We start from the raw sequence: 22,439 nt of genomic DNA, 5'->3' as shown, positions 1-22,439 counted from the left end.
GTTCAGTTTACACTCTGAATTCTTTAACCGAACTTTGCAGCTCTTCCGCGAGGCGGGCGACTTCGTGACTCGACTTGGCGGTTTGCTCCGCGCCCAGAGCTGTTTCTTCAGAAATCGCAGCTATGTGCTCGAGCTTCTCGGACACCTGTTGGCTTACCAGGTTTTGCTCCTGGGCTGCCTGGGCAATATGAGTGCCGGCATCGTAGGCCTGATGCACTGAGTGGCTGATAGTCTGCAGAGCCTGGTTGGCCTGCTCAGTCTTTTCCACACAACTTTTAGCCTGATTCTGACCCAATTGCATGACAGCAACTGCTTGCTGAGTACCTTGCTGCAGCACTTCAATCATCTGCTGGATTTCGCGGGTTGAATCCTGAGTTCGTGAAGCCAGACTGCGCACTTCATCGGCTACTACAGCAAAGCCTCGTCCCTGTTCACCGGCGCGGGCGGCTTCAATGGCCGCATTAAGCGCCAGCAAATTGGTTTGTTCGGCAATACCGCGAATAACATCCAGAATAGAGCCAATGGATGCACTGTCGGAGTGAACCTTGTTGATCACTTTGCTGGCCTTGGCTACTTCGTCAGCCAGTGACAAAATAGTACGTTTGTTTTCATCTGCGATGTCGCGCATATGCTGGGTTTCGTCATCGGCCTTCTTGATCTGACCGAGGGCGTCATCTGCGCTCATATTTACCTGATGGGCACTTGAGCTCAGCTCAGTAGTTGCGGTGGCAACCTGGTCAACCTGGCTCTTTTGTTCCTGAATACCTATGGTGGTCTGCGATGTAATGGCAGAGGTTTCCTCTGCTGCGGCAGCCAGCTGGTTGGAACGGTCGAGTATGCTGGTGATAAGTTTGCGCAGGCTGTCTACCAGACGGTTACAGTTGCGGGAAAGCTCGGCAAATTCATCGTGTCCAGAGTCATCCAGCTTGTGGGTCAGATCGCCCGAGGCCAGCACGTTCAGGGCATCGTTTACCTGGTCTAATGCTCGCTTCAGCGGACGAACCACCGCGATACTGATAACGATAGCCACAACAATGGCTATGATCACCAGCAACAGGGTTTGCACTGAGGCACGATTGATTTGCTCAAGCGCCTCACTGCTTATCTCTGTGGTGACTGTTTCGATGTCTTTCGACATGCGCTTCATATTCTCAGTCACTGTCAGGGCGTTTTTCTCAACCAGAGTGAGTTTGTCGGAGGCCAAACGCGCACTGTCGAGTTGTTTTGCTTTTAAGGTGACCAGGGTGTTTTGCCCTTCAAGTAACTTCAGGACTTTATTGGTATCTTCCTGTACCGAGCTGATAATCTCGTCGTCTACCAAACCCGCGCCATGGCGACTTACGTATTCAACTTTGGTTTTCACCTCTCCCAGCATGTAGTCCAGCTCTTTCGAGATGAGCTCAAATTTACCCTGCTCTTCGGTGGCGACCAAATCATATACTGTGGTGATAATGCCAGTCATGGTTGTATCTATGGCGCTGGCAGCTGCGGCAATTTCACGCTCAGTGACATTTTCACTGCTTTCAAGATCGATAAGATCGAACAGATTGGATGAGGCATCATCTGCGCTGTTTTCAATCTTTTCACGCATCTTGAGTAGTTCTTCGTGCTGTGACAAAGATTCAAATCGCGCCTTTAACATAGCGACACTGTTAGTATCCAAAGATTGGTAGCTGGCGTTCAGTGTACTAAGCTGCGCTGAAAAATTATCTCTGTCCTGAAGCAAACCGGAAAGTGTTGAAAACGTAGACTTGAACTGAGTGCCCAGTTGGGTGTAAGTACTTTCCAGCGGTGGGACGGCAGTGGAGGCTTTACTGTGAAAGGCCTTGAGTATGACCCGTTGTTGTTCGCTCAAGGTTTCTGATAAGTGGCTGGTCGCTTCAAGGGCGGGCATGCTCAGTTCCTGCATGATCGCTGTACTTTCTTTGAGGCTGCTGTTGGTGGCCAGTGAAGCGGCACCAAGTACGACCAAAAGAAGGGTAACGAAACCAAACCCGCCAATGACTCTGGTGGCGACTTTTACATTCATAGGATACTCCGGCGATGTTTTAATAATTTTCCCGAATAGAAAAGCATCGTGCGATGTCACATGCGGCTCTTTTCCTATCGGCCGCTGGAAGTTTTAGTTTAACCCTAATTTAACTTTTTTTGGGTAATTTTTTCCGCGGTTTCGAGTTGCAAAAGCGTGAGATGTTCGCCCCAGCAGCATCCGGTATCCAGAGCTATCCGATTGTTTTTTCCAGTGTATCCCATCAAAGCTGCCCAGTGACCAAAAATGATTGTGTACTCTTCCAGCCGAGAAGGAAACTCAAACCAGGGTTTCAGGTCACTGGTGTTGTCTTTGGGCGGCTTTTTGCAGGCAAAATCCAGCCTGCCGTCCGGATATAGAAAGCGCATTCTGGTTAGCGAGTCGATGCAATACCTGTGACGTAAAAAGCCTGACAAATCGGGGTTCCATGCTTCCGGCTCTTCAGTGTACATACTGGAGATTAAATCAAGGTATTTATCACTTTTCAGCACATCGCTTACAGCTTTGGCTTCTGTGGCCAAGGTCGTTATATCCCACTGTGGCGGGACGCCTGCATGTGTCATGATTATGTTGTGTTCCGGCAGTTCCCGCATAAGAGGTTGGTGACGGATCCATTCGATATATTTAGGCAGGTGTCTGGATGCGAGCAGTTTGGTCAGTTTATCGCTGGGCTTGGGGCGTTTAATACCAGCCGCGATTGCAAGAAGGTGCAGGTCATGGTTGCCAAGTACGACCTTGGCAGCATCTTCCAGGCCTGTCATCAATCCCAGTACTTTATGTGATTTTGGCCCCCGAGCGACCAGGTCGCCTACGGCCCAGAGTTCATCCCGTGAGGGATTGAAGTCAACGACTTGTAAAAGTTGCAGCAACTCTTCAAAGCAACCTTGAATATCACCGACAAAATACTTTGCCATCTCAGTGCAGTATGCCAGGTATTGCCAGGCGGAAGGCGGGAATCTCAGCGCTGAAGGTTTTACCATCCTCCCATACCATGCCGTACCTGCCTTCCATGAAGCCTACCGGCGTTTCCAGCACTGTGCCACTGGTATACTGATAAGCGGTGTTGGGGGGGATAGTCGGCGTTTCGCCCACCACTCCCGCACCCTGTACCTCTGAGGTGTGGCCATTGGCGTCAGTGATAAGCCAGTGACGGGTTTCGAGTTTGGCTGCTCTGTCACCCAAATTGATAATGGTGATGGTGTAACTGAAGACATATTTATCGTCAGCGGGCGTGGATTGCTCCTCGAGGTATTCGGTATCTACCTGCACCTTGATGGCGGGATCTACGTCTGTCATCGTCATCTCAATAAAGCCATGTCTCTCGTAGTGGTTAATGCTTGTCGAACAGATAGTTGGCCATGGCAACGTATTGTTGCACGCTGATGTCTTCAGGGCGCAGGCCGGCATCAATGCCCAGCGCTTCAAAGTCGCTATCATTCAGCATTGGCTTTAAGTTATTACGTAGAGTCTTGCGGCGCATGTTAAAGGCGGTGTTACACACCTTGCGAAGCAATTCGACATCTTTGGCAGGCCATGGCTTCTGGGCATAGGGCACCAGACGCACCACGGCTGAATCCACTTTAGGTGGTGGGGTAAAGCAGCCCGGAGGTACTTCCAATACAGGTACAACCTGGCAGTAATATTGCGCCATTACTGTAAGTTTGCCGTAGGCTTTGGTACCGGGAGAGGCTGACAGGCGCAGTACCACCTCTTTTTGCAGCATAAAATGCATGTTCTCGATGTGTTCGGCAAATTCGAACAAATGGAACATCAGCGGCGTGGAGATGTTGTACGGCAGGTTGCCGAACACCTTGAGCTTTCGATCGGGCACCACGAGCTGACTGAAGTCAAATTTCATGGCATCACCCTGATGGATAGTGAGTTTATCCTTCAGAGTGGGATGCACTTTCAAACGCTCGGCCAGGTCGCGGTCAAGCTCGATAACCGTGAGGTTGTCGATGGACAGTGCCACCGGCTCGGTCAGGGCGGCCAGGCCCGGGCCAATTTCCACCATCACATGGTCGTTATCCGGGGCAATAGCACCCACGATACGATTGATAATATTACCGTCAGTCAGAAAGTTCTGACCGAAACGTTTTCTGGCCGTATGGCCCAAATGCACTTTATTACTCATGACTCTCAATCAGTTGGTCTTGGCAGCGAGTTCGATGGCCTTATTCAGGGCGCAGACGAAACTGCCGATGTCAGCGCGGCCGGTTCCTGCCAGCTCGAGGGCAGTACCATGGTCCACCGAGGTACGGATATAAGGCAGGCCAAGGGTAATGTTCACAGCCTTACCAAACCCCTGGGCCTTTAATACAGGCAGGCCCTGATCGTGGTACATCGCCAATACCACATCGGCGTCATCCAGATACTTGGGCTGGAACAGGGTATCGGCAGGCAGTGGACCGACGATATTATAGTTCAGCTCTTCCCTGAGTTCGTTGAGTGCGGGAATAATAACATCCAGCTCCTCTCGGCCGAGATGTCCGTCCTCTCCTGCGTGGGGATTCAGACCACAAACATAAATTTTGGGGTCACTTATCCCAAACTTGCTCACCAGGTCGTCATGCAAGATTTTAATAATCTTGTGCAGGCGCTCCCGGGTGATTGCTTTGGCAACGTACGCCAGGGGAATGTGAGTAGTTACCAGGGCCACCTGCAAGCCGGGGCAGGCAAGCAGCATGACCACATCCTGGCAGTTTGCCTGATTGGCAAAAAATTCGGTATGGCCACTAAAGGAAATGCCTGCCTGATTGATGATACCTTTATGCACAGGGCCTGTGACTACGGCATCAAATTCACCGCTCATGTTCTTTTCACCGGCAAAACGTAGTGTGTCCACTACATAGCTGCCGTTTTGCTCATTGAGCTTACCGCATTCCACCTCGGCGTTAAGCTCGAAGGGTACTATTGACAGGGTGCCCGCAGCCTGAGGTCTGGCGGGGGCATCCGCGTCATAGGGCTCGAATCTGATGGGTAAACCCAGCTTACGGGCACGTGACGCCAAAAGGTCTTGGCTGGCACATACCACAAGCTGTACCGGCCAGTCTTGCTGGGCCAGTTGAATAACCAGATCCGGACCTATCCCTGCTGGCTCGCCGGGAGTAATGGCAATGCGTTTAACTGTCACAGATTAACCTCGGTTGGCTTCTTGCTCCCACACATCGATGTGGGCTTCAGCACGAATTTCATCCAGCCAGCTTTGTAATTCTTCGTTGAATTTACGACGGAAAATCAGCTGATGCGCCCGGTTGGTGTTGAACTTGTCAGTGGCATCAGTTTTACGCTTTTCTTCCAGTTGCACTATGTGCCAGCCATGGGAGGTGCGGAAAGGATCACTGATTTCGTCCAGACTGAGTTGGCCGAGCATCTGTGCAAATTCGGGTACATAGATACCTGGTTCAGCCCAACCCAGTTCGCCGCCCTTGGTGGCAGAACCCGGATCTTCAGAATACTGGCGGGCAATGTCGGCAAACTTGGCTTCGCCGCTGCGAATTTGTTTCACAAACTGATCCAGCATCGCCTTGGCACGCTCTTCCGACAGAATAGGTGATGGCTTAAGCAATACGTGGCGGGCACGGACTTCTTCGATTTCACGGGTCTGAAGACCACGGATATCCATAACTTTGACAATGTGGAATCCGCTGCCACTCTTGATGGGACCTATGATTTGCCCTTTCTTGGCATCTTCCACCACTTCTGCGAACAAGGTTGGCATTTCGTTGATGTTCATGTAGTCCCATACGCCACCTTCCAGCGCCTTGGGACCGGACGATGCCGCGATGGCAATGGAACGGAAATCGTTGCCATTGTTGAGGCGATCAAGTACGGCCTGGGCTCGCTTGCTGGCGGCTTCCAGTTCAGCGCTGTTTGGATTGCTTGGTACTTCAATCAGGATGTGACCTATCTGATACTCCACATCCTTCATGCCCTGCTCTTCAATCATTTTCACCAGATTGGAGATTTCCTGCGGTGAAACCTGAATGCGTCGTTGTACCTGGATGCGTTGGATCTCGCCGAGTGTGATTTCTTCACGGAGTTGCTCGCGATACTGGGCAAAGCTCATTCCTTCGGACTCGATGGCCTGCTGCATTTTAGCCACACTCATTTTTTGCTCGCGGGCGATGTTTTCGATGGCCTGATCCAGTTGCAAATCACCGATATGCAGACCAATACGCTCTGCCATTTGCAGTTGCAGACGGGTGAGGATAAGTCGTTCAATGACCTGAGTGCGCAGAGCTTCATCTGAAGGCAGTGACTGACCGGCAGCACTGGCATTTTTCTTTACGGTATCCACCATGGTCTGGATTTCACTTTCCAGTACTATGCCGTCGTTAACTTGTACGGCTACACGGTCCAGCAGCTGGGGCGCCGCAACACTCTGGAAGCCTAGCGCCATACCCAGAGCAGCAAAAATCAGTTTTTTACAGGGTTTCATCCAAATAAATCCTTGGCTTTTTTCAGTTATCATCCACCCTCGGGAAAGAAAACCCGGCAGTGTTAACCTGATTGGACAACGCGTCCTGAATGTGGTTTCGCAATCTACCACATTTCTGTGTTAATTCCTCAGATAAAGCGGCTTTCTGTAATTAAACAGCCCCTCATCCAACATATCACTGACCCCCATTGGGCCTGAGCCACCGAGTCCTTTAATGACGAAGTTCAGGTAGATACCACTTTCAAATAATTCACGGTTATCTTCCACCGGATTGAAATCATCTTCGTAGTTGGTTTTGATACGGTAGTGGTAGCTTAAACGTACGGCCCAGCAGCAGCTTTCATATTGAAATCCGGCGTAGGTCTCCACCGCGCGGCTTTCGTTGAGGTCATAGTACCAATTGCCCACAAAATACAGATTGTCGGTCAAGGGCCAGGTAGTACGCAAACCTGTCTGGCTGATGCTGACTTCATCGTTGGTGTTGGTGTTAATCAAATCCGGTACATAGCGATAGCTGAACTGCACCAGTTTGTCACCTCCGGGGCGATAATCGAGGGTTACTTCAGACTTTTTGTTTTCTCGGGTGCTGGCATCGTATTGCACCGCACCACTGACAAACCAGTCGTCACTGACACGGGCATCCAATTCAGCCGCGATGGCCGAAGCGCTGGGGCGTTCTTCAATCAGGCCCTCAGTTAAAGACACCTTGCTCTCAGAGAAGTAGATAATTTGACCAACGCTGAGCTTGAATTGCTCAAGGTTATGGTCATCGAAGAAACGGGTAGTTAACCCCAGGGTCATCTGGTTGGCATCTGAAATTCGGTCCAGACCCGAGAAGCGGCGTGCGCGGAACAGGCCGTAGTAATCGTCCTGCAAGCTGGCACTGTCATATATACCTATGCCGTCCTGTTCTTCATAACCGACATAGAGATATTGAAACTGAGGCTCCAGTGTCTGGCGATAGGGGTCGCCGAACCAGGATGTTTTGCGTTCCAAATTCACCTGGCCGTGAATCTTTGCCCGAGGGATGGTACGGCTGACGCTGTCATCCAGCGACTCTCTGGTCACCAATTCCGTGTTGCGCTGCCAGTAATTGGTTTGCAGCAGGGTCAACTCGCTGGTCAGTGAACCGGCTGGTCCATGGACGGGCAGACTGATGGATGGTTGTAAGTGCAAACGGGTAGCCGTGACCTGTTCGCTGTCTTTGTGTTCAAAGTTACTGGCTTCACCAAAGAAACTGAACTCTAACGTATTGAAAAAATCCCGGTTGCGATAATTAAAGGCAAGCTGAGGCATTACCTGATAGGGCTCTTCGTCTTCACCAAGCACCTTGATGTCCTGCACCCTGGCGCTGACATTCCAGTCGTTTTCGAAGTAGCTCATTTCACCGATGCGGGAAAGTTGGTTATCGGTTGCCCTGGCGACAGCAGAGTCGAGATCGTTAAAGTAGTTGTTGTCGGAAACATCGGTGAAGGCCGCGTTCACGCGCCAGTGTTTATCCACAGCGCCCTGATGTTCCCAATGATACAGATAGCGATCGCTGTCGTTTTCCAGCATGCGGTCACTGCCGAGGTATTCAAGATTCACTCGTCCTGCCTGGGCATCACCGGCTAAATAACGGAATTCGCTGAGCAGATACAAACCCCGTCCCGACATATAGTGTGGCGTCAGGGTAAGGTCGTATTCCGGCGCAATATTCCAGTACCAGGGCGTGGCAATTTCAACACCGTTGGTGGTACTGGTACTGAATTCGGGGAACAGGAAGCCTGTCTTGCGTTTGTCTGAAACCGGCACTGTCATATATGGCATGTAAAACACAGGCACATCGGCGATACGCAGCTTGGCGTTCCAGATCTCCCCCCACTCTTCAGTGGAGTCAATTTTGATGCGTTCGGCTTCCAACAACCAGGACGAATCACCGGGTGGGCAAGTGGTGAAGTCGGTGCCCTTGAGGATTAGATTATTATCTTTGGTTATCTCAAGTTTCTGGGCATTTCCGTGAACCTGTTGACCGTGAAGCCAATATTTGGCTCCCTGGAGTTTGGCACTGTTATCTTTGATTTCAGCGCTCAGGCTGTCAGCTGTCACCGTAAACTGGTTGTCCTGAAATACCAGATTGCCCTCAGCATCAAGACGCTGCTGCTCGTAATCCATAACAGCCTTGTCGGCAGAGATAGAGCGCTCTCCCTGACGGAACTTAACGTCACCTTCGAAGGTGGCGTTTTTGTTCATAACGGCATTGGAAATGTCAGAGAGGATTTCGACCTGTGCAGTCGCCTCTCCGGCGACAGCCGTTTCGGGCACCGGAACAGGAGGTACGACCAGACATTGATCCTGGGTTGGAGTTTCCAGGGCCACAGTATCGGCCAACAGCGGAACAGGAAACAGGCCCAAGGCCAGTAAGTAACGGATTTGCATCGTATGAGTATTCTGTTTGAAATTCTTTATTTGGATGTATTTCTGGTTCTTACACCAAATGATGACTTGGATATGGCAAGGAGGGAAATGTTACGGCATTCCTTGTAAATCCAGACCAAATCAGTGGTGCTAACGAATTGGCTGTTTCCAATAAATATGCTGGCTATAATAAAGCAATTTTTTGCCAAGAGCCATGGAACGACAGTGTCAGACTCCAGATTTCTTTCCCTTAATCATTGGCTTTCCCAAACCTTTGGAGAAAGTCTCTCACCGGTGCTGATTTCCGGTGATGCCAGTTTCCGCCGCTACTTTCGCGCCAGCTTTCAGGGGGGGGACATGGTTATCATGGATACCCCGGTAGCACTTATTCCCATCGAGCCCTTTGTTGCAGTGCGTGAAGCATACGCGAATGCGGGTTTACCTGTACCAGCCATTATTGCCAAAGATGATGAGCAAGGCTTTATGGCACTTGAAGATTTTGGTGACGTACAACTGCTGGCACTGCTTAATTCCCAGAGTGTTCGCCACTGGTACCCAAAAGCGCTGGCACTGTTGCCCGCCATCGCCTCGGTCACTCAAACCCAGCTTGGCTCCTTGCCTGATTATGATGAGGCCTTTGTACGCCGGGAGCTGGGTATCTTTACCGAGTGGCTGCTGGGCACTCATTTGCAGCTGACTTTGACTGCAGAGGAAGACGCCATCCTCGCGGCTGCATTTGACATGCTCACTGACAATGCCCTGGCGCAGCCCAAGGTCGGTATGCACAGAGACTTCCACAGCCGCAATTTGATGGTGGTAAATAACGAGCTGAAACTGCTTGATTTTCAGGATGCAGTGCTTGGCCCTGTGACCTATGATGCAGTGTCCTTGCTACGGGACTGCTACATTCGCTGGAGTGAAGATCTGGTGGATGACATCTTGGTGGAGTTTTTTGTGCTCGCCCACGAACATGGCCTGGTGCCGCCAGACACCGACATGGTGGTATTCCGCCGCTGGTTTGAGCTGATGGGACTGCAGCGCCACATCAAGGCCGCCGGCATTTTTGCCCGTCTGAACCACAGAGACGGCAAAGCCGGTTATCTGAAGGATATTCCGCTGACCATGCACTACATTCGCGACGTGGCCGTGCGCTACAAGGAGCTGGGAGACTTTGCCCAGTTCATTATGGGGCGGGTGATGCCTGCGCTGGAGGCCAAAGCATGAAGGCGATGATCCTGGCCGCCGGGCGCGGTGAGCGCCTGCGGCCCTTAACCGATTCGCTGCCCAAGCCTTTGGTGCCTGCGGCCGGTAAACCGCTTATCGAGTATCACCTCGAAAAGCTCGCCGTTGCCGGTGTTGATGAGGTGGTTATCAATACTGCCTGGCTTGGCGAAAAATTAGTGGAAACCCTCGGTGATGGCACTCGTTTCGGTGTGGCGATTCAATACAGCCACGAGCAAGAGGCGCTTGAGACAGCAGGCGGGATTTTAAAAGCCCTGCCGCTTCTGGGGGATGAGCCCTTTCTGGTGATCAACGGCGATATCTATATTGATGAATTACCCGCCATTAAACCGACTCTAGCGGACGGGGTGTTGGCTCACCTGTATCTGGTGGACAACCCGCCACAGCATCCACAGGGCGATTTCGCCCTGAATCAGCACCAGGTTTCGCAAGAAGGCACGGAAAAACTCACCTTCTCCGGCATGGGGATTTACCATCCGGCATTGTTCGCCGGGCTTGCTCCCGGCCGTCAGGCGTTGGGGCCGCTGCTGCGCCAGAAAATGGCGTCGCAGCAAGTGACCGGCGAGCGCTTTGAACACTACTGGTGCGATGTGGGTACACTCGATAGGCTCGACATCCTTAATCAACGACTCTTGAGCCAAGGAGTGTAATTCCTGCTTATGAAGTACAAAGGCAAGCTGTTTGGTTTTCTTATCGGCTTTATGTTCGGCAAGGTGTTCGGCGCTCTTCTCGGACTGGTGGTTGGGCACTGGCTCGATAAAAAATTTGCCGCTGGCGCCGGTGCCGGCAGCAAGCGTCAGCAGGTGTTTTTCAGCACTACCTTTGCGGTGATGGGCCATATGGCCAAGGCTTCCGGCCGGGTAACCGAGGCTGATATTCGTCTGGCCAGTGACCTGATGAATCAACTTAACCTTGATGCCGATGCCCGGCGTCAGGCACAGCAGGCGTTTCGTGACGGCAAGGCCGGAGACTTTGACCTTAAGGGTAATCTGCGTGCGTTCAGGTTGCTTTCCATGGGGCGTAACGATTTGTTGCAGATGTTCCTGGAGATCCAAATTCAGGTGGCTCTGGCCGATGGTGAGTTGCACCCCAACGAGCATCGGATCCTTAAAGTTGTCGCATCAGAGCTGGGTTTCAGCGAACAGGCGCTGGAAATGCTGCTTGGCCGCTGGCAGGCTGAGTTTAATTTTGCCCGCAAAGGCGGCAACGATAAGCGCTCGCTCAGCGATGCCTATGGCTTGTTAGGTATTGAGGAATCTGCTACTAATCAGGATGTTAAGCGTGCTTACCGTAAGTTGATGAATGAGCACCATCCCGACAAGCTGGTGGCCAAGGGCTTGCCGGAAGAAATGATGGAACTGGCCAAACGTAAGGCACAGGATATTCAGGCCGCCTACGAAGCCGTTAAGGCGTCACGCGGCATGCGTTGATTTCAGGGAGAAGCCTATGAACACCCCCGCTCGTGTGGTTTTGGCTGCCCTTTGCCTGGCTCCGGCCCTGGCATCGGCAGAGGTTTATGTCACTCCGTTTGCCGGTTACAGCTTTGCCGCCAGCAGTCTGGATGCCAGCAAGGATGACAACCTCGGCAGCGTCAGCGCCGAAGAGTCGTCCCACTATGGCATTATGCTGGGCACCACCACCCGCCACCCCGGCAATATGTACGTGCTCTACTCAAGCCAGAGCACCGACCTGAAAGCCGGAGGTGCCTTTTCCAATGAACGTATCACCTCGCTCAAGCTGGATTATGCCCATGTGGGCGGCAGCCTGTATTTTCCCAAAGGCAACTTGCTGCCCTATGTCACCGCCTCCATGGGACTCACTCAGATGCGTCCCGGCGATGACTACAGTAATGAAACCCGCTTCTCACTCGGTTTGGGGACCGGGGTGGAATACCGCTTGGGGGAAAATTTGGCACTGATTGCCGATGTGCACGCCTTTGCCACCTTCATTGACAGTAAAAATGACCTGTTTTGCGATGCCTCAAACTGTATCTGGAAGGTGAATGCCGACCTCATGTGGCAGGGGCAGGCTAACCTTGGCGTCAGTTTCAGGTTCTGATGATGGCCAGTATTTGCGTGCTCGATGGTTACACCTTAAACCCCGGCGATCTTGACTGGTCAGTGCTGGCACCTTTTGGTGACTATCAGCTGTATCACCGTACCGCGCCTGAGCAAGTGCATGAGCGGGCCGCGGGGAAGTCGGTGCTGTTTACCAATAAAACACCACTGGATGCAGCCACACTGGAAGCCTTGCCAGAGCTCAGGTACATAGGCGTACTTGCCACAGGTACCAATGTGGTGGATGTGGAGGCCGCGCGTCGCCTGGGTATTGCGGTAACCAATGTGCCTGGTTACGGCCCGGATGCTGTGGCGCAGATGGCCTTTGCCCATGTGCTGCATCACGCATCCAGGGTGGCCGAGCATCATCAGGCGGTAAAACAAGGTGCCTGGTCGGCTCAGCCGGATTTCTGTTTCACGCTGGGGGCGCTTGAGTCCCTGTCTGGCAAGACTTTGGGGCTGGTGGGTTTTGGTGATATTGCCAGACAAATGGCCCGCATAGGTCAGGCGTTCGGGATGCAGCTTCTGGTCCACAGTCGCAGTCAACCCAAAGACTTACCTGCCGATATTGAGTTTGTCTCCCTTGATGCACTCTTTGCCCGTTCTGATGTGTTGTCGCTGCACTGTCCTCTCACGCCTCAAACCGAGTACATGGTCAATGCCAGCACCCTGGCATTGATGAAACCCGCTGCTTTGATAGTCAACACCGCCAGGGGCGGTTTAGTCGATGAAGCCGCACTTGCCAGTGCGCTGCATCAGGGAAGAGTAAGGGCGGCGGTGGACGTGCTTTCCAGCGAGCCGCCGAGGCCTGACAATCCGCTGCTGCATGCACCCAATATCAGTATCACGCCCCACAATGCCTGGGCCACGGTAAAGGCAAGGCAAAAGTTGCTGGATATTGCCATCGCCAATCTGGCTGCCTTTGTGGCCGGAGAAAAGAGAAACCGGGTCGATTGACCCGGTTTCTCTTTGGCAAAACGCTTATTGCAACCCCACCTCTAAGCTAAGAAAGATTTCACTCACGCTCTTATCGGCAAGGCGGGTGTCTTTAAGTTTTTCTTCATGCTCGGCGTGGAGCAAATAACGTCCGGCGTTGGGCAGGGTAAACTCAACCAGGCCTTCGTTATTGCTGGTGAGCTTCAGCTCGTTTGGCTGATTGCGATAACGGGTGCCATCGGCCACCAGAATCACGTTCACGCCCGCTTTGGGCTTGCCGTTGTACAGCAGTTTCAGGCTGATGGGCTCACCTTCAACAAAGTCGGCCGGGTGCGTCACAGGCACAAGTTCCAGATATTCTCCGGTTGGACTGAATGCCTTATCTGACGGCTTGTTCAGGGTCACGAATGATTCGATACGTGAGAAATACAGCGCGCCTTCAAGTTCATAGCCATCTTTGGGCATCTGCGCGCGGGTGCTCTCTTTATCGACGCTGCTGCGTACCGGCTGGTCCTGGCCTTTGACTTTGTAACGTGAGAAGTACCTTGGCCTGGCTTCCTTGGTCAGCTTGTAGGTGCCATCTTCGGTCAGCTGATAATCAAACACAGAGCGGCGACTGCCACGGTAGCTGGAGCTGGGGCGATCAGTTTGGCCCGCAGGGGTGATGATAAGCACATCTTCGGCGCCAAAGGCTTTGTCAAACTCGAACACCTGATTACTGGCGCTGACATCGGCCGACAGCCATACCCCCTTGCCATCTTCGGCGGAGACATTGAAATGGCTGGGCAAAATCCAGCGGTCATGGGCCTGGGCAAGAGGTGCGAGCAGCAGCAGGCTCAGCGGAATGAGTGATTTCATGGGGCTCCTTAGCGGTTGGCTGGACGGTTAAAGCGAATATGACCCGGGCCGGTTTCAGTCGTAGCGGCGAGGGTGGCGTTAAAATTTTTGCCGGGCAGACTGAACTGGTGGCGGATAAGCTCCCGGCCGCCGTGTTCGCGTACCACTTCAATAAACAGCTGATAGTCACCATCGGGCAGTGGTTTGCCGCTGTCGTCACTCAGATCCCAGCCAATGCGATAGTTGCCCGCCGGACGGGTGGCCGAGGAGATGGCATCGACCATGGCGGGGTTGTCGCGCCCGGCCTTGCGCCACCAACGGCGGATGTCTTTAAACCACTTGTGGCCATCGTGCTGCACCCACAGAGCGATGGTTTTCACTGACTGGCCGCTGGCATTTTCGACCCATACGGCTGTGTAGGGTCTGTGATATTGGCCGGTGGTGATTTCACTGAGGCTAAGCTCAACTTCCATATTGGCCTGTGCCAGGGTGGGTAGGCAGAAGAGCGCAGCCAGCGATAATGTCTTCAGTTTCATAAGGTCCTCAGGTAGGAATAAACAGCCAGTAGATGGCAATACAGACGCTGCTGACCAAGGTCATGTAACCCAGCGAGCGCTTGAGACGACGCTTTTGCGGTAACAGCAAAAAGGCGCCGGTGAGGGAGAACAGCAACATCAGCACCGCACTTAAATCAATAACCCAGCTCCAGACGGCGCCTGAGTTGCGGCCCTTGTGCAGGTCGTTCAGCACTGCCATAAGACCGTAGTCCAGGCACTCGGCCACAACCACAGCCGCTTCTGTGTCCAGCAGCACTGAGCGGTAGCGCCCAGGGCCTTTTTGCACCAGCAGCAATTCATCTTCACTCACTTCCACCTGCTGGCGGCTGGCCTGCCACTCGCTGGCGAGCCAGTGGGCGGCGGCTTCCTGCCAGTCGGCGGAATCGGCTTCGACCGGTAACAAAAAGTCGGGTAGCGGTTGCTCGGTTTCTTCCCGCAAGGCCTTGGACGCGCCAAACCAATCCGGGTGATTGAGGGTGATGCCGGTAAAGGCGAAAAACAGCATCAACAGCAACAGCGCCATGGACACGTAAATATGCAGGGTTCGGGTGATGGACAAGAGTCGTTTCCCCGGACGGAACAGAATAGACATGGATAGGTTTGATAGCCGGAACTTGTGCCATCAATCTAGTTGAGAATAATTATCAACAAAATCGAATTTACAATGTTTACAAAGTCCGTAGCCGTTACACACCTTAGACTGTTGTAAGTATTGACTCTGCTGGTTAGTGGTTTGAAAGGGCTGCAAACAGAGGCTTACCAAGATAGAGCTGCCAGGATGGCAGCTCTAAATGGAGGGAACCAGTTAAGCTGAGGCTTGGTCAGTTGAAGTGAACATCAATACAGGCGGCACTGTTCAAGGCTTTGGTAACTGCTTCTTTTATGCTGTCACCCTTGGCCAGCGCCACGCCCAGACGTCGGCGACCATGTATCTCTGGCTTGGCAAACAGCCTTAGCTGGGTACCGGGCTGGGCGAGGGCATCGGCGATCCCTGAGTAGCTTATGTTGCAGGAGTCACCCTCCACCAATACCACAGCAGAGGCGCAGGGGCCTTGCTGGATAATCTCGCCAATGGGTAAACCCAGAATAGCCCTTACATGCAGGGCGAATTCTGATAAGTCCTGGCTTATCAGGGTAACCATACCTGTGTCGTGGGGTCTTGGAGAGACTTCAGAGAAGTAAACCTCATCCCCTTTGATAAAGAGTTCCACCCCAAAGAGACCGTAGCCGCCGAGGTTTTCCACCACAGCACGTGCGATGCTCTGGGCGCGTTCCAAAGCAGCGGCGCTCATGGCCTGGGGCTGCCATGACTCACGGTAATCACCGTCTTCCTGACGATGGCCGATTGGGGCGCAGAAATGAATGCCGTCTATCGCCGAGATGGTCAGCAGGGTGATTTCATAATCAAAGTCGATAAAGCCTTCGACTATGATGCGGCCCTCACCGGCACGGCCGCCGCTTTGGGCGTAATTCCAGGCTTTTTGAATATCTTCGTGGCTGCGAATAACACTTTGCCCCTTGCCGGAAGAACTCATCACCGGCTTGACCACGCAGGGAATACCTGTGTGCTTTACCCCATCCTCAAGCTCGGCGAGGCTGTCGCAAAAGACATAGGGTGAGGTCGGCAGGGCAAGGGTTTCTGCTGCAAGGCGGCGAATGCCTTCTCTGTCCATGGTCAGTCGGGTAGCCCTGGCGGTGGGGATGACGTTCAAACCATCGGCTTCCAGTTCTACCAGCGCCTGGGTGGCAATGGCTTCGATTTCCGGGATCACCAGATGGGGCTGCTCGGTGGCAATCAGACTTTTCAGTGCCTCGGCATCCAGCATATTGATCACATGGCTGCGATGGGCAACCTGCATGGCCGGTGCATTGGGGTAACGGTCTACGGCAATGACTTCAACGCCGAGGCGGGTCAGCTCAATTGCCACTTCTTTACCAAGCTCGCCAGAGCCCAGCAACATAGCGCGGGTTGCGCCCTGAGTGTAGGGGGTGCCTATCATGGCGTTAGTACCTCGTTATTATTGGCAGTCAAAGATCATAACCCGTTATTAAGAATTATGTTGGGCGACTTATCTTGAAATTCCCTTAAATTCAAAAAGAAAATTAAAAACTATCCGGTTAAAGTCTGGCGTCTTTGAGAACTTATACGCTAATCTGGGCTTCCCTAAGCCTATTGACCGACATCAACGGAGGTGTCTGTGTTTCTGGACTACTTTGCCCTGGTGCTACTCTTCTTCGTGGTGATTGTGATGTTTTACGGCATCATCGCCATCCACGATATTCCCTACGAAATCGCCAAAAAGCGTAATCACCCACAGCAGGATGCTCTGCATATTGCCGGTTGGGTGAGTCTGTTCACTCTGCACGTACTCTGGCCCTTCCTGTGGATCTGGGCCACCCTCTACCGCGAAGACAGGGGCTGGGGTTTTGGCACCGTGGTGAAGCGTGAACTGGAGCTGGAAGAGAAGGTGAAAGAGCTCAGCGCCAATCTGCTTGAGATGGAAAATCGCCTGCAGGCGCTGGAGCTGGACAAGACCGGCACCACCGCAGACAGCAACTCACAGGACAGTGCAGCCACCAAGGCCGGGGAGGAATAATCATGGACTTACTGCTTATCCTCACCTATACCGCGTTTTGCGTGGTGATTTTTAAAGTCTTCAAAATCCCGCTGACCAAGTGGACAGTTCCCACTGCAGTGCTGGGCGGCATAGTGCTGATTGGTACCTTATTGCTGCTGATGAACTACAACCATCCCTACAGCCGCTTTGCCCGGGAATACTTTGTCTCTGTGCCCATAAATCCTTTGGTGACCGGTAAAGTCACTGAAGTGGCGGTTAAGCCCAATACGCCGGTAAAACAGGGTGATGTGCTGTTCAGGCTCGATCCAACGGCGTTTGAGGCTGCAGTGATCCAGAAAAAAGCCGCTCTGAAAGCGGCTGAGCAGGAAGTTCCGCAGCTTGAAGCTGCGTGGGAAACCGCCAAGGCCAGCGTTGAGCGTGCCCAGGCCGACCGTGACAGAACCCTTGCCGAGTACAATCGTTATCAGGCCGGACGTAAAAAGGGCGGTGCCAATTCACCCTTTACCGAACTTGAGCTGGATAACAAACGGCAGATGTATCTTGCCTCTGAAGCCCAGCTCACTGCTGCCCGTGCCGAAGAAATGCGGGTGCGCCTGGCGTTTGAGTCCAATATCGATGGTGTGAATACCAAGGTGGCGGCCGCCCGGGCCGATTTGGCCAAAGCCGAGTTTGACCTTGAACAGTCGGTGGTGCGCGCTCCAACCGATGGCATGGTGACTCAGATGGCGCTGCGCCCCGGTATGGTGGTGGTGCCCATGCCATTACGCCCCGTGATGAGTTTTATCCCTGATGAGCAGCGCTATTTTGTGGGGGCTTTTTGGCAAAACTCATTGCTGCGCCTCAAGGCCGGAGATGAGGCTGAAGTGATCCTCGATGCAGTTCCCGGACAGGTATTTCATGGCAGAGTAGTGCAGGTTCTGCCTGCCATGGCCGAGGGTGAGGTGCAGTCTTCCGGTTCGCTGCAATCATCAGCACGGCTGTTCCAGCGTGGTCGGGTACTGGTGATGATTGAGTTCGATAAAACCGATGAGCTGCAGCAGCTGCCAGCAGGGGTAGCGGGCCAGGCCGCTATTTATACCGAGCATTTCTCCCATGTTGCCGTGATGCGCAAGGTGTTGCTGCGGATGCAGGGCTGGCTTAACTATTTATTTGCTGAAGGGCATTAACCGGCCAGTCAGGCCCCCGGCGTTGTTTTGGCGGGGGATTTGGACGCATAATCGTGGGGCTCACTGAGCCCCCTTTTTATTGAACGGAATACAGCAGATGCAGGATGTACAGGATTTAACAGCGGTTTTGCGGTCGAATACACCCATAGTGGTAATTGAAACCTATGAAGAATATCGGGTGATTGAGCTGCTCAAGCGGGTAGCCGCTACCCTGTATCAGCCGCTGTTTACCTGGTCTATTACCAGTGGTCTGTCACGGGTCGATAAAGACATGGGCAGCCAAAAATTCAACACTGAGCCCGGCGATCTGCTCGGGCAAATCAAATCCACGCAGCAGCAGGGGATTTATGTACTGTGCGATTTTCATCCCTTCGTGCAGGATGCGCCGCGTAACGTGCGTTTACTGAAAGAAATCGCGCTGGAGTACGACGCCCTCAAGCACACCCTGGTGCTTGTAAGCCACGCCTTTAACATCCCGCCGGAAATTCGCCGTTATTGCGCCCATTTCCGGTTATCGCTGCCCAGCAAAAATCAGTTGGAAAATCTGATACTGGACGAGATAGATAAGGTGCGGCGTCAGGGGATTCCCCTCAGGGTAGATGATGCTGCCGTGGCCAGGCTTGCCGATAACCTGCGTGGCGTCACTTTCGATGATGCCCGCCGCCTTATTCACAAAGCCATAGTGGACGATGGTGCCATTACCCATGAGGATGTGGAAACAGTGAATCGGGCTAAGTTCCGTCTGATGGACATGGACGGGGTGCTCAGATATGAATATGACACCAGCAGCTTTGCCGACATTGCCGGACTGCATAACCTCAAAGAGTGGCTCAGGGCCCGCGCGCCGTCAGACAGAGATGCCAGCACTCCGCCACCCAAGGGCATAATGCTGCTTGGGGTGCAGGGCAGCGGTAAGAGTCTTGCTGCCAAGGCCGTAGCCGGAGTGTGGCAGCGACCACTGCTGCGGCTTGATATGGGGGCGCTGTATAACAAGTACATAGGTGAAACGGAAAAGAATCTTCGTCAGGCGCTGGAGCTGGCAGATTTGATGGCTCCCTGTGTGCTGTGGATTGATGAAATAGAGAAAGGGATCAGTGGCGGCAGCAGCGATGAAGGCACTTCGCAACGCATATTGGGGGCGCTGCTGACCTGGATGGCTGAACGCAACAGCGATGTGTTTCTGGTGGCCACCGCCAATGATATTCAGGCACTGCCCCCCGAGCTGATGCGCAAAGGGCGTCTGGATGAGATTTTCTTCGTTGATTTGCCCGATGAGGAGATCCGCAAAGCCATATTTCTTATTCACTGTAAAAAGCGCGGTCTGGATGTCACCAATATGGATTTGGGGCTCTTGTCGCGTGCAAGCCAGGGGTTCAGTGGTGCTGAAATTGAACAGGCGGTAATTTCTGCCATCTATGCGGCAGCAAGTCGTCAGCAGCCGGTTGATCAGGCGATAGTGTTGGAAGAGATATCCCGCACCCGCCCCTTATCCGTAGTGATGCGGGAGAAAATTTTTGCCCTCAAAGCCTGGGCGCAGGGAAGAACGGTTAACGCCCATCAAGATTAGTCACAGTACTGAAAAAGCCACCCAGTGGGTGGCTTTTTTATCTGCTTATGTTCTTGTTATTTTGGTGGGAACAGAGCCAAAATTTTATCAACTGTGGTGCGGGTTTCTGTGGCTTTTTCGTCGCCCCCTTCGCCGTACTCAAAGCTTTCACTGCCGCGCCATAACAGTTTGTCAGCAGTGCTGTTCAGTACATCAATCTGGATAAGCTGATACAGCTTATCGCCGCCAAGGGGGATACCGACGCTGGTGCCGACACTGATACCGCCTGAACGTCCCCATGAGCCGGTGCCAAGACCAATTGATAATCCTGAGTTGGCTGCTTTAGTGCCGGTTTCAAAAGCCCAGGTCACCTGAAAATCCGGGGTGGCGCTTTCCGTAAACCCCTTATTGAGGAGGCTTTGCAGCACTGCGGTGCGAATGCGTTCCGAGCTTAACGGATCTGTGCTTTGCGATGGAGGCTGTAACGCAAAGGTCTTCATGGCGCTGAAATCCACTTTGGGGTCGTAATCCGTGGTGGGAGTACTCTGGCAGGCGCTCAGCAGTATAGACAGTAAAATCAGTAAGCATCTTTTCATTGGTGGTCTCCCGTTTTTGATTACTCTGCGCCATGGCGAGATGGCTGGCAAGTCTCAGGTTGTAGATTATTTCGCCTTTTTAAGGGATTGATGTTATACCTAGCGAATACGCTGTTTTTTGTCTTTGTCTATGGAACAATTAGTTTTTTTCGAAATTCCAAGCCCTTGTATCGACGTGTGTCAAAGTGACAACCGTGGCTACTGTCTTGGCTGTTTTCGGAGTCGGGATGAGCGCTTTAACTGGCAAAGATTTTCCGATGCGGAAAAAACCGAAGTGATCCGTCTGTGTAAAGACAGGAAACGTCGCCGGGCCTATGCCATTTTTAAAGCCCGTCAGGAGCAGTTGAAAGCTGAACGGGCCCAGGCCAATGCAACACTGGCGTTGGATGACCAAGATAATGAACCTGAGTTGGATCTGGGCGATTTCAGACTGGAATAGCCTTCAAGCCTGTTGCTTGGCAATCATATGGAGCTGGCGGGGATACCTAAGGTAAAACGGGTTCTGCCCGGTTGGCTCTCAACGCTAACCTTGCCCTTATGGCGTTGCATAATACGCTTGATGATTGCCAATCCCAGTCCATGCCCCTTGTTGCCGTTCTGGGCACTGCTGACCCGATAAAAGGGTTCAAATATCTTGCCTTGATCGATGTCGGGAATGCCTTCGCCATCGTCCTCCACCCAGATATCCCAATCACTCTGATTTCTGGTGAGTCCCACTTTTATCCCTGTACGGGAAAAACGCTGTGCATTGGTAATGAGATTTTGCAGTGCGCGCTCGATTAACGATGGATCGGCAGGTGCCATGGCTTCATCTTTGGGTAACAGCAGCTCAATGGGCGTATCGGCCAGGGTTTTCAGGCGTTCAACGGTTTGGCGGGTCAGCGCCGATAAGTCGGTGATTTCAAACTCAATCTCTTCCCTGGGGGCTTCCAGGCTGGCAAAGGTGAGCAGCTCTGAAAGCAGTTGCTCCATCTCTTTGATATCCATTTGCATATCGGCAAGAAAGGCATTGCGTTTATCTTCATCACTGCCTTCACCACAGTAGGCAGGCATCAGGGCAAGGGCAAATTTAAGCCGTGCCAATGGGGTGCGGATTTCGTGGGACACCGCATTGGTCAGGTGTTTTTGATTATCGATAAGGGCGCTGATATGGCGTGCCATTTCATTAAAGGTGTTGGCCAGAATCGCCACCTGTGAGCGGCTGGAAAGCGTGATGCGGGTGTCCCACTTTGCCCGGCCAAAGGCCTCAGTGGCTTCTCTTAATATGCGGATATCCCGTGACAGCGGCCATACCCAAATCAGCGCGACTCCCGCCAGCATTAAATAGAAAAACAGAGTGAAGAGTCCGCGTAGATCCTCTCTGGGATCTGTCTCCAGCGGGCCTGCCATTAACACCTGCTCGCCGATACGTACCAGGCGCATTTCCTTGTCGTCTTCCAGCGCAATGGTAAAGACTTTGCCGCTATCTAAGGGGGTGTTGCTGGATAAGGCAACCTGGCTGGCATCTACCAGGGTGAGTGGCAGCGCCTGGTTGTCATCCAGCGCCTGCAGATGGGCAAATCTTTCTGCTGTTGGCATGTCAGCCAGTATTTGCGCCAGAGCCAAAAAGGGGGCGTCCTCAGCCGTGGTGTCGTCCACGTTGTGGTGCCAGAGGCTGTCCAGTGTCCAGCCTATCCCGAGGATAGACAGACACAGGAGCAGATACAGGCTGAGGAACAGGCGCTTCACGGGTTAATTTGTCCAGGCCTCTGGGGCAAACAGATAGCCTTGTCCCCACACGGTTTTGATGCGGAATGGGGTTTCCAGGTTATCGTCGAGCTTTTTACGCAGGCGCGAGATACGTACATCTATCTTGCGATCCTTACCGTCAAAATCGATATTGAGCAGATAATGGTAGATGTACTGACGGCTCAGTACCTGACCGGCCTGAGAAGCAAGCAGCCACAGGAGTTCAAACTCGTGGCTGGTCAAATCCACTTCTTTTTCGCCGAGTCGAATGGTCTGGGTATGTGGGTCGATACTCAGCTTACCGAAGGTGAGGCAGTGGGTTTCCTGT

The 22,439-nt window shown here is 52.8% G+C and carries 23 protein-coding genes; 9 read left to right on the top strand and 14 right to left on the bottom strand.

Annotation, left to right across the window (positions count from 1 at the left end; all coding sequences use genetic code 11):
- Nucleotides 1-7 precede the first annotated feature (7 nt).
- The 7 genes from ABYK60_RS15555 to lptD form a co-directional block, all read right to left on the bottom strand.
- On the bottom strand, nucleotides 8-2,029 hold the full coding sequence (locus ABYK60_RS15555) for a methyl-accepting chemotaxis protein (protein ID WP_372872937.1): 2,022 nt from the start codon (nucleotides 2,027-2,029) through the stop codon (nucleotides 8-10).
- A gap of 104 nt (nucleotides 2,030-2,133) precedes the next feature.
- Nucleotides 2,134-2,943: a symmetrical bis(5'-nucleosyl)-tetraphosphatase gene (locus ABYK60_RS15550; protein ID WP_372872936.1), complete on the bottom strand. Its 810-nt coding sequence runs from the start codon at nucleotides 2,941-2,943 to the stop codon at nucleotides 2,134-2,136.
- 1 nt (nucleotide 2,944) lies between these two features.
- Complete coding sequence (gene apaG, locus ABYK60_RS15545) at nucleotides 2,945-3,325, bottom strand: Co2+/Mg2+ efflux protein ApaG (RefSeq protein WP_372872935.1); 381 nt, start codon at nucleotides 3,323-3,325, stop codon at nucleotides 2,945-2,947.
- 34 nt (nucleotides 3,326-3,359) lie between these two features.
- The gene (gene rsmA / locus ABYK60_RS15540; protein ID WP_372872934.1) at nucleotides 3,360-4,163 is read right to left on the bottom strand and encodes a 16S rRNA (adenine(1518)-N(6)/adenine(1519)-N(6))-dimethyltransferase RsmA; all 804 of its coding nucleotides are present in this window, start codon (nucleotides 4,161-4,163) and stop codon (nucleotides 3,360-3,362) included.
- Between the two features lie 9 nt (nucleotides 4,164-4,172).
- Nucleotides 4,173-5,162 (bottom strand): 4-hydroxythreonine-4-phosphate dehydrogenase PdxA, encoded by a 990-nt coding sequence (gene pdxA / locus ABYK60_RS15535; RefSeq protein ID WP_372872933.1) that lies wholly within the window; start codon nucleotides 5,160-5,162, stop codon nucleotides 4,173-4,175.
- Between the two features lie 3 nt (nucleotides 5,163-5,165).
- Complete coding sequence (gene surA, locus ABYK60_RS15530) at nucleotides 5,166-6,470, bottom strand: peptidylprolyl isomerase SurA (RefSeq protein WP_372872932.1); 1,305 nt, start codon at nucleotides 6,468-6,470, stop codon at nucleotides 5,166-5,168.
- Between the two features lie 120 nt (nucleotides 6,471-6,590).
- Nucleotides 6,591-8,888: an LPS assembly protein LptD gene (gene lptD / locus ABYK60_RS15525; RefSeq protein ID WP_372872931.1), complete on the bottom strand. Its 2,298-nt coding sequence runs from the start codon at nucleotides 8,886-8,888 to the stop codon at nucleotides 6,591-6,593.
- A gap of 156 nt (nucleotides 8,889-9,044) precedes the next feature.
- Here lptD and ABYK60_RS15520 point away from each other — a divergent pair, with 156 nt between their 5' ends.
- From ABYK60_RS15520 to ABYK60_RS15500, 5 genes are read left to right on the top strand one after another with little or no spacing between them, the layout of a single operon-like run.
- Nucleotides 9,045-10,091 (top strand): aminoglycoside phosphotransferase family protein, encoded by a 1,047-nt coding sequence (locus tag ABYK60_RS15520; RefSeq protein ID WP_372872930.1) that lies wholly within the window; start codon nucleotides 9,045-9,047, stop codon nucleotides 10,089-10,091.
- Nucleotides 10,088-10,759, top strand: coding sequence for an N-acetylmuramate alpha-1-phosphate uridylyltransferase MurU (gene murU / locus ABYK60_RS15515; RefSeq protein WP_372872929.1), 672 nt, complete (start codon nucleotides 10,088-10,090; stop codon nucleotides 10,757-10,759). The genes ABYK60_RS15520 and murU overlap by 4 nt, the downstream gene beginning before the upstream one ends.
- A 9-nt stretch (nucleotides 10,760-10,768) precedes the next feature.
- Complete coding sequence (djlA, locus tag ABYK60_RS15510; protein ID WP_372872928.1) at nucleotides 10,769-11,539, top strand: co-chaperone DjlA; 771 nt, start codon at nucleotides 10,769-10,771, stop codon at nucleotides 11,537-11,539.
- A 16-nt stretch (nucleotides 11,540-11,555) separates the two neighbouring features.
- A complete protein-coding gene (locus ABYK60_RS15505) occupies nucleotides 11,556-12,167 on the top strand; it encodes an outer membrane beta-barrel protein (protein ID WP_372872927.1) in 612 nt (203 codons plus the stop codon).
- Nucleotides 12,168-12,169: 2 nt separating this feature from the next.
- Entirely contained in the window at nucleotides 12,170-13,123 is a 954-nt protein-coding gene (locus ABYK60_RS15500) for a D-2-hydroxyacid dehydrogenase (protein ID WP_372872938.1), read from the top strand.
- A 24-nt stretch (nucleotides 13,124-13,147) separates the two neighbouring features.
- On the opposite strand, the gene ABYK60_RS15495 is transcribed toward ABYK60_RS15500, so the two are convergent.
- The 4 genes from ABYK60_RS15495 to purT form a co-directional block, all read right to left on the bottom strand.
- A complete protein-coding gene (locus ABYK60_RS15495; protein ID WP_372872926.1) occupies nucleotides 13,148-13,960 on the bottom strand; it encodes a DUF4198 domain-containing protein in 813 nt (270 codons plus the stop codon).
- 8 nt (nucleotides 13,961-13,968) lie between these two features.
- Nucleotides 13,969-14,475 carry a DUF2271 domain-containing protein gene (locus ABYK60_RS15490; RefSeq protein WP_372872925.1) on the bottom strand — a complete coding sequence of 169 codons (507 nt, stop codon included), beginning with the start codon at nucleotides 14,473-14,475 and terminating at the stop codon, nucleotides 13,969-13,971.
- A gap of 7 nt (nucleotides 14,476-14,482) precedes the next feature.
- The gene (locus ABYK60_RS15485; RefSeq protein ID WP_372872924.1) at nucleotides 14,483-15,088 is read right to left on the bottom strand and encodes a PepSY-associated TM helix domain-containing protein; all 606 of its coding nucleotides are present in this window, start codon (nucleotides 15,086-15,088) and stop codon (nucleotides 14,483-14,485) included.
- A gap of 229 nt (nucleotides 15,089-15,317) precedes the next feature.
- On the bottom strand, nucleotides 15,318-16,496 hold the full coding sequence (purT, locus tag ABYK60_RS15480; RefSeq protein WP_372872923.1) for a formate-dependent phosphoribosylglycinamide formyltransferase: 1,179 nt from the start codon (nucleotides 16,494-16,496) through the stop codon (nucleotides 15,318-15,320).
- 198 nt (nucleotides 16,497-16,694) lie between these two features.
- On the opposite strand from purT, the gene ABYK60_RS15475 reads away from it, so the two are divergent.
- From ABYK60_RS15475 to ABYK60_RS15465, 3 genes are all read left to right on the top strand, one after another.
- Nucleotides 16,695-17,093, top strand: coding sequence for a DUF3302 domain-containing protein (locus tag ABYK60_RS15475; RefSeq protein ID WP_372872922.1), 399 nt, complete (start codon nucleotides 16,695-16,697; stop codon nucleotides 17,091-17,093).
- A 2-nt stretch (nucleotides 17,094-17,095) separates the two neighbouring features.
- The gene (locus tag ABYK60_RS15470; protein ID WP_372872921.1) at nucleotides 17,096-18,241 is read left to right on the top strand and encodes an HlyD family secretion protein; all 1,146 of its coding nucleotides are present in this window, start codon (nucleotides 17,096-17,098) and stop codon (nucleotides 18,239-18,241) included.
- A 97-nt stretch (nucleotides 18,242-18,338) separates the two neighbouring features.
- Complete coding sequence (locus ABYK60_RS15465) at nucleotides 18,339-19,808, top strand: AAA family ATPase (protein ID WP_372872920.1); 1,470 nt, start codon at nucleotides 18,339-18,341, stop codon at nucleotides 19,806-19,808.
- A 56-nt stretch (nucleotides 19,809-19,864) separates the two neighbouring features.
- Here the strand turns inward: ABYK60_RS15465 and ABYK60_RS15460 are convergent, their stop codons facing one another.
- Nucleotides 19,865-20,383: a DUF4136 domain-containing protein gene (locus ABYK60_RS15460; protein WP_372872919.1), complete on the bottom strand. Its 519-nt coding sequence runs from the start codon at nucleotides 20,381-20,383 to the stop codon at nucleotides 19,865-19,867.
- Between the two features lie 130 nt (nucleotides 20,384-20,513).
- Between ABYK60_RS15460 and ABYK60_RS15455 the strand changes: the two genes are divergently transcribed.
- The gene (locus tag ABYK60_RS15455) at nucleotides 20,514-20,822 is read left to right on the top strand and encodes a DUF1289 domain-containing protein (protein ID WP_372872918.1); all 309 of its coding nucleotides are present in this window, start codon (nucleotides 20,514-20,516) and stop codon (nucleotides 20,820-20,822) included.
- A 23-nt stretch (nucleotides 20,823-20,845) separates the two neighbouring features.
- Here ABYK60_RS15455 and ABYK60_RS15450 read toward each other — a convergent pair whose 3' ends face one another.
- Both ABYK60_RS15450 and ABYK60_RS15445 read right to left on the bottom strand, forming a co-directional pair.
- Nucleotides 20,846-22,111 carry a sensor histidine kinase gene (locus tag ABYK60_RS15450; protein ID WP_372872917.1) on the bottom strand — a complete coding sequence of 422 codons (1,266 nt, stop codon included), beginning with the start codon at nucleotides 22,109-22,111 and terminating at the stop codon, nucleotides 20,846-20,848.
- A 3-nt stretch (nucleotides 22,112-22,114) separates the two neighbouring features.
- The coding region (locus tag ABYK60_RS15445; protein WP_372872916.1) for a winged helix-turn-helix domain-containing protein at nucleotides 22,115-22,439 on the bottom strand (325 nt) is incomplete at its 5' end.

Source organism: Shewanella sp., from assembly GCF_041630135.1.
In the GTDB taxonomy this organism is placed as follows: domain Bacteria; phylum Pseudomonadota; class Gammaproteobacteria; order Enterobacterales; family Shewanellaceae; genus Shewanella.
This window is presented reverse-complemented; position numbering and strand designations above follow the sequence as displayed.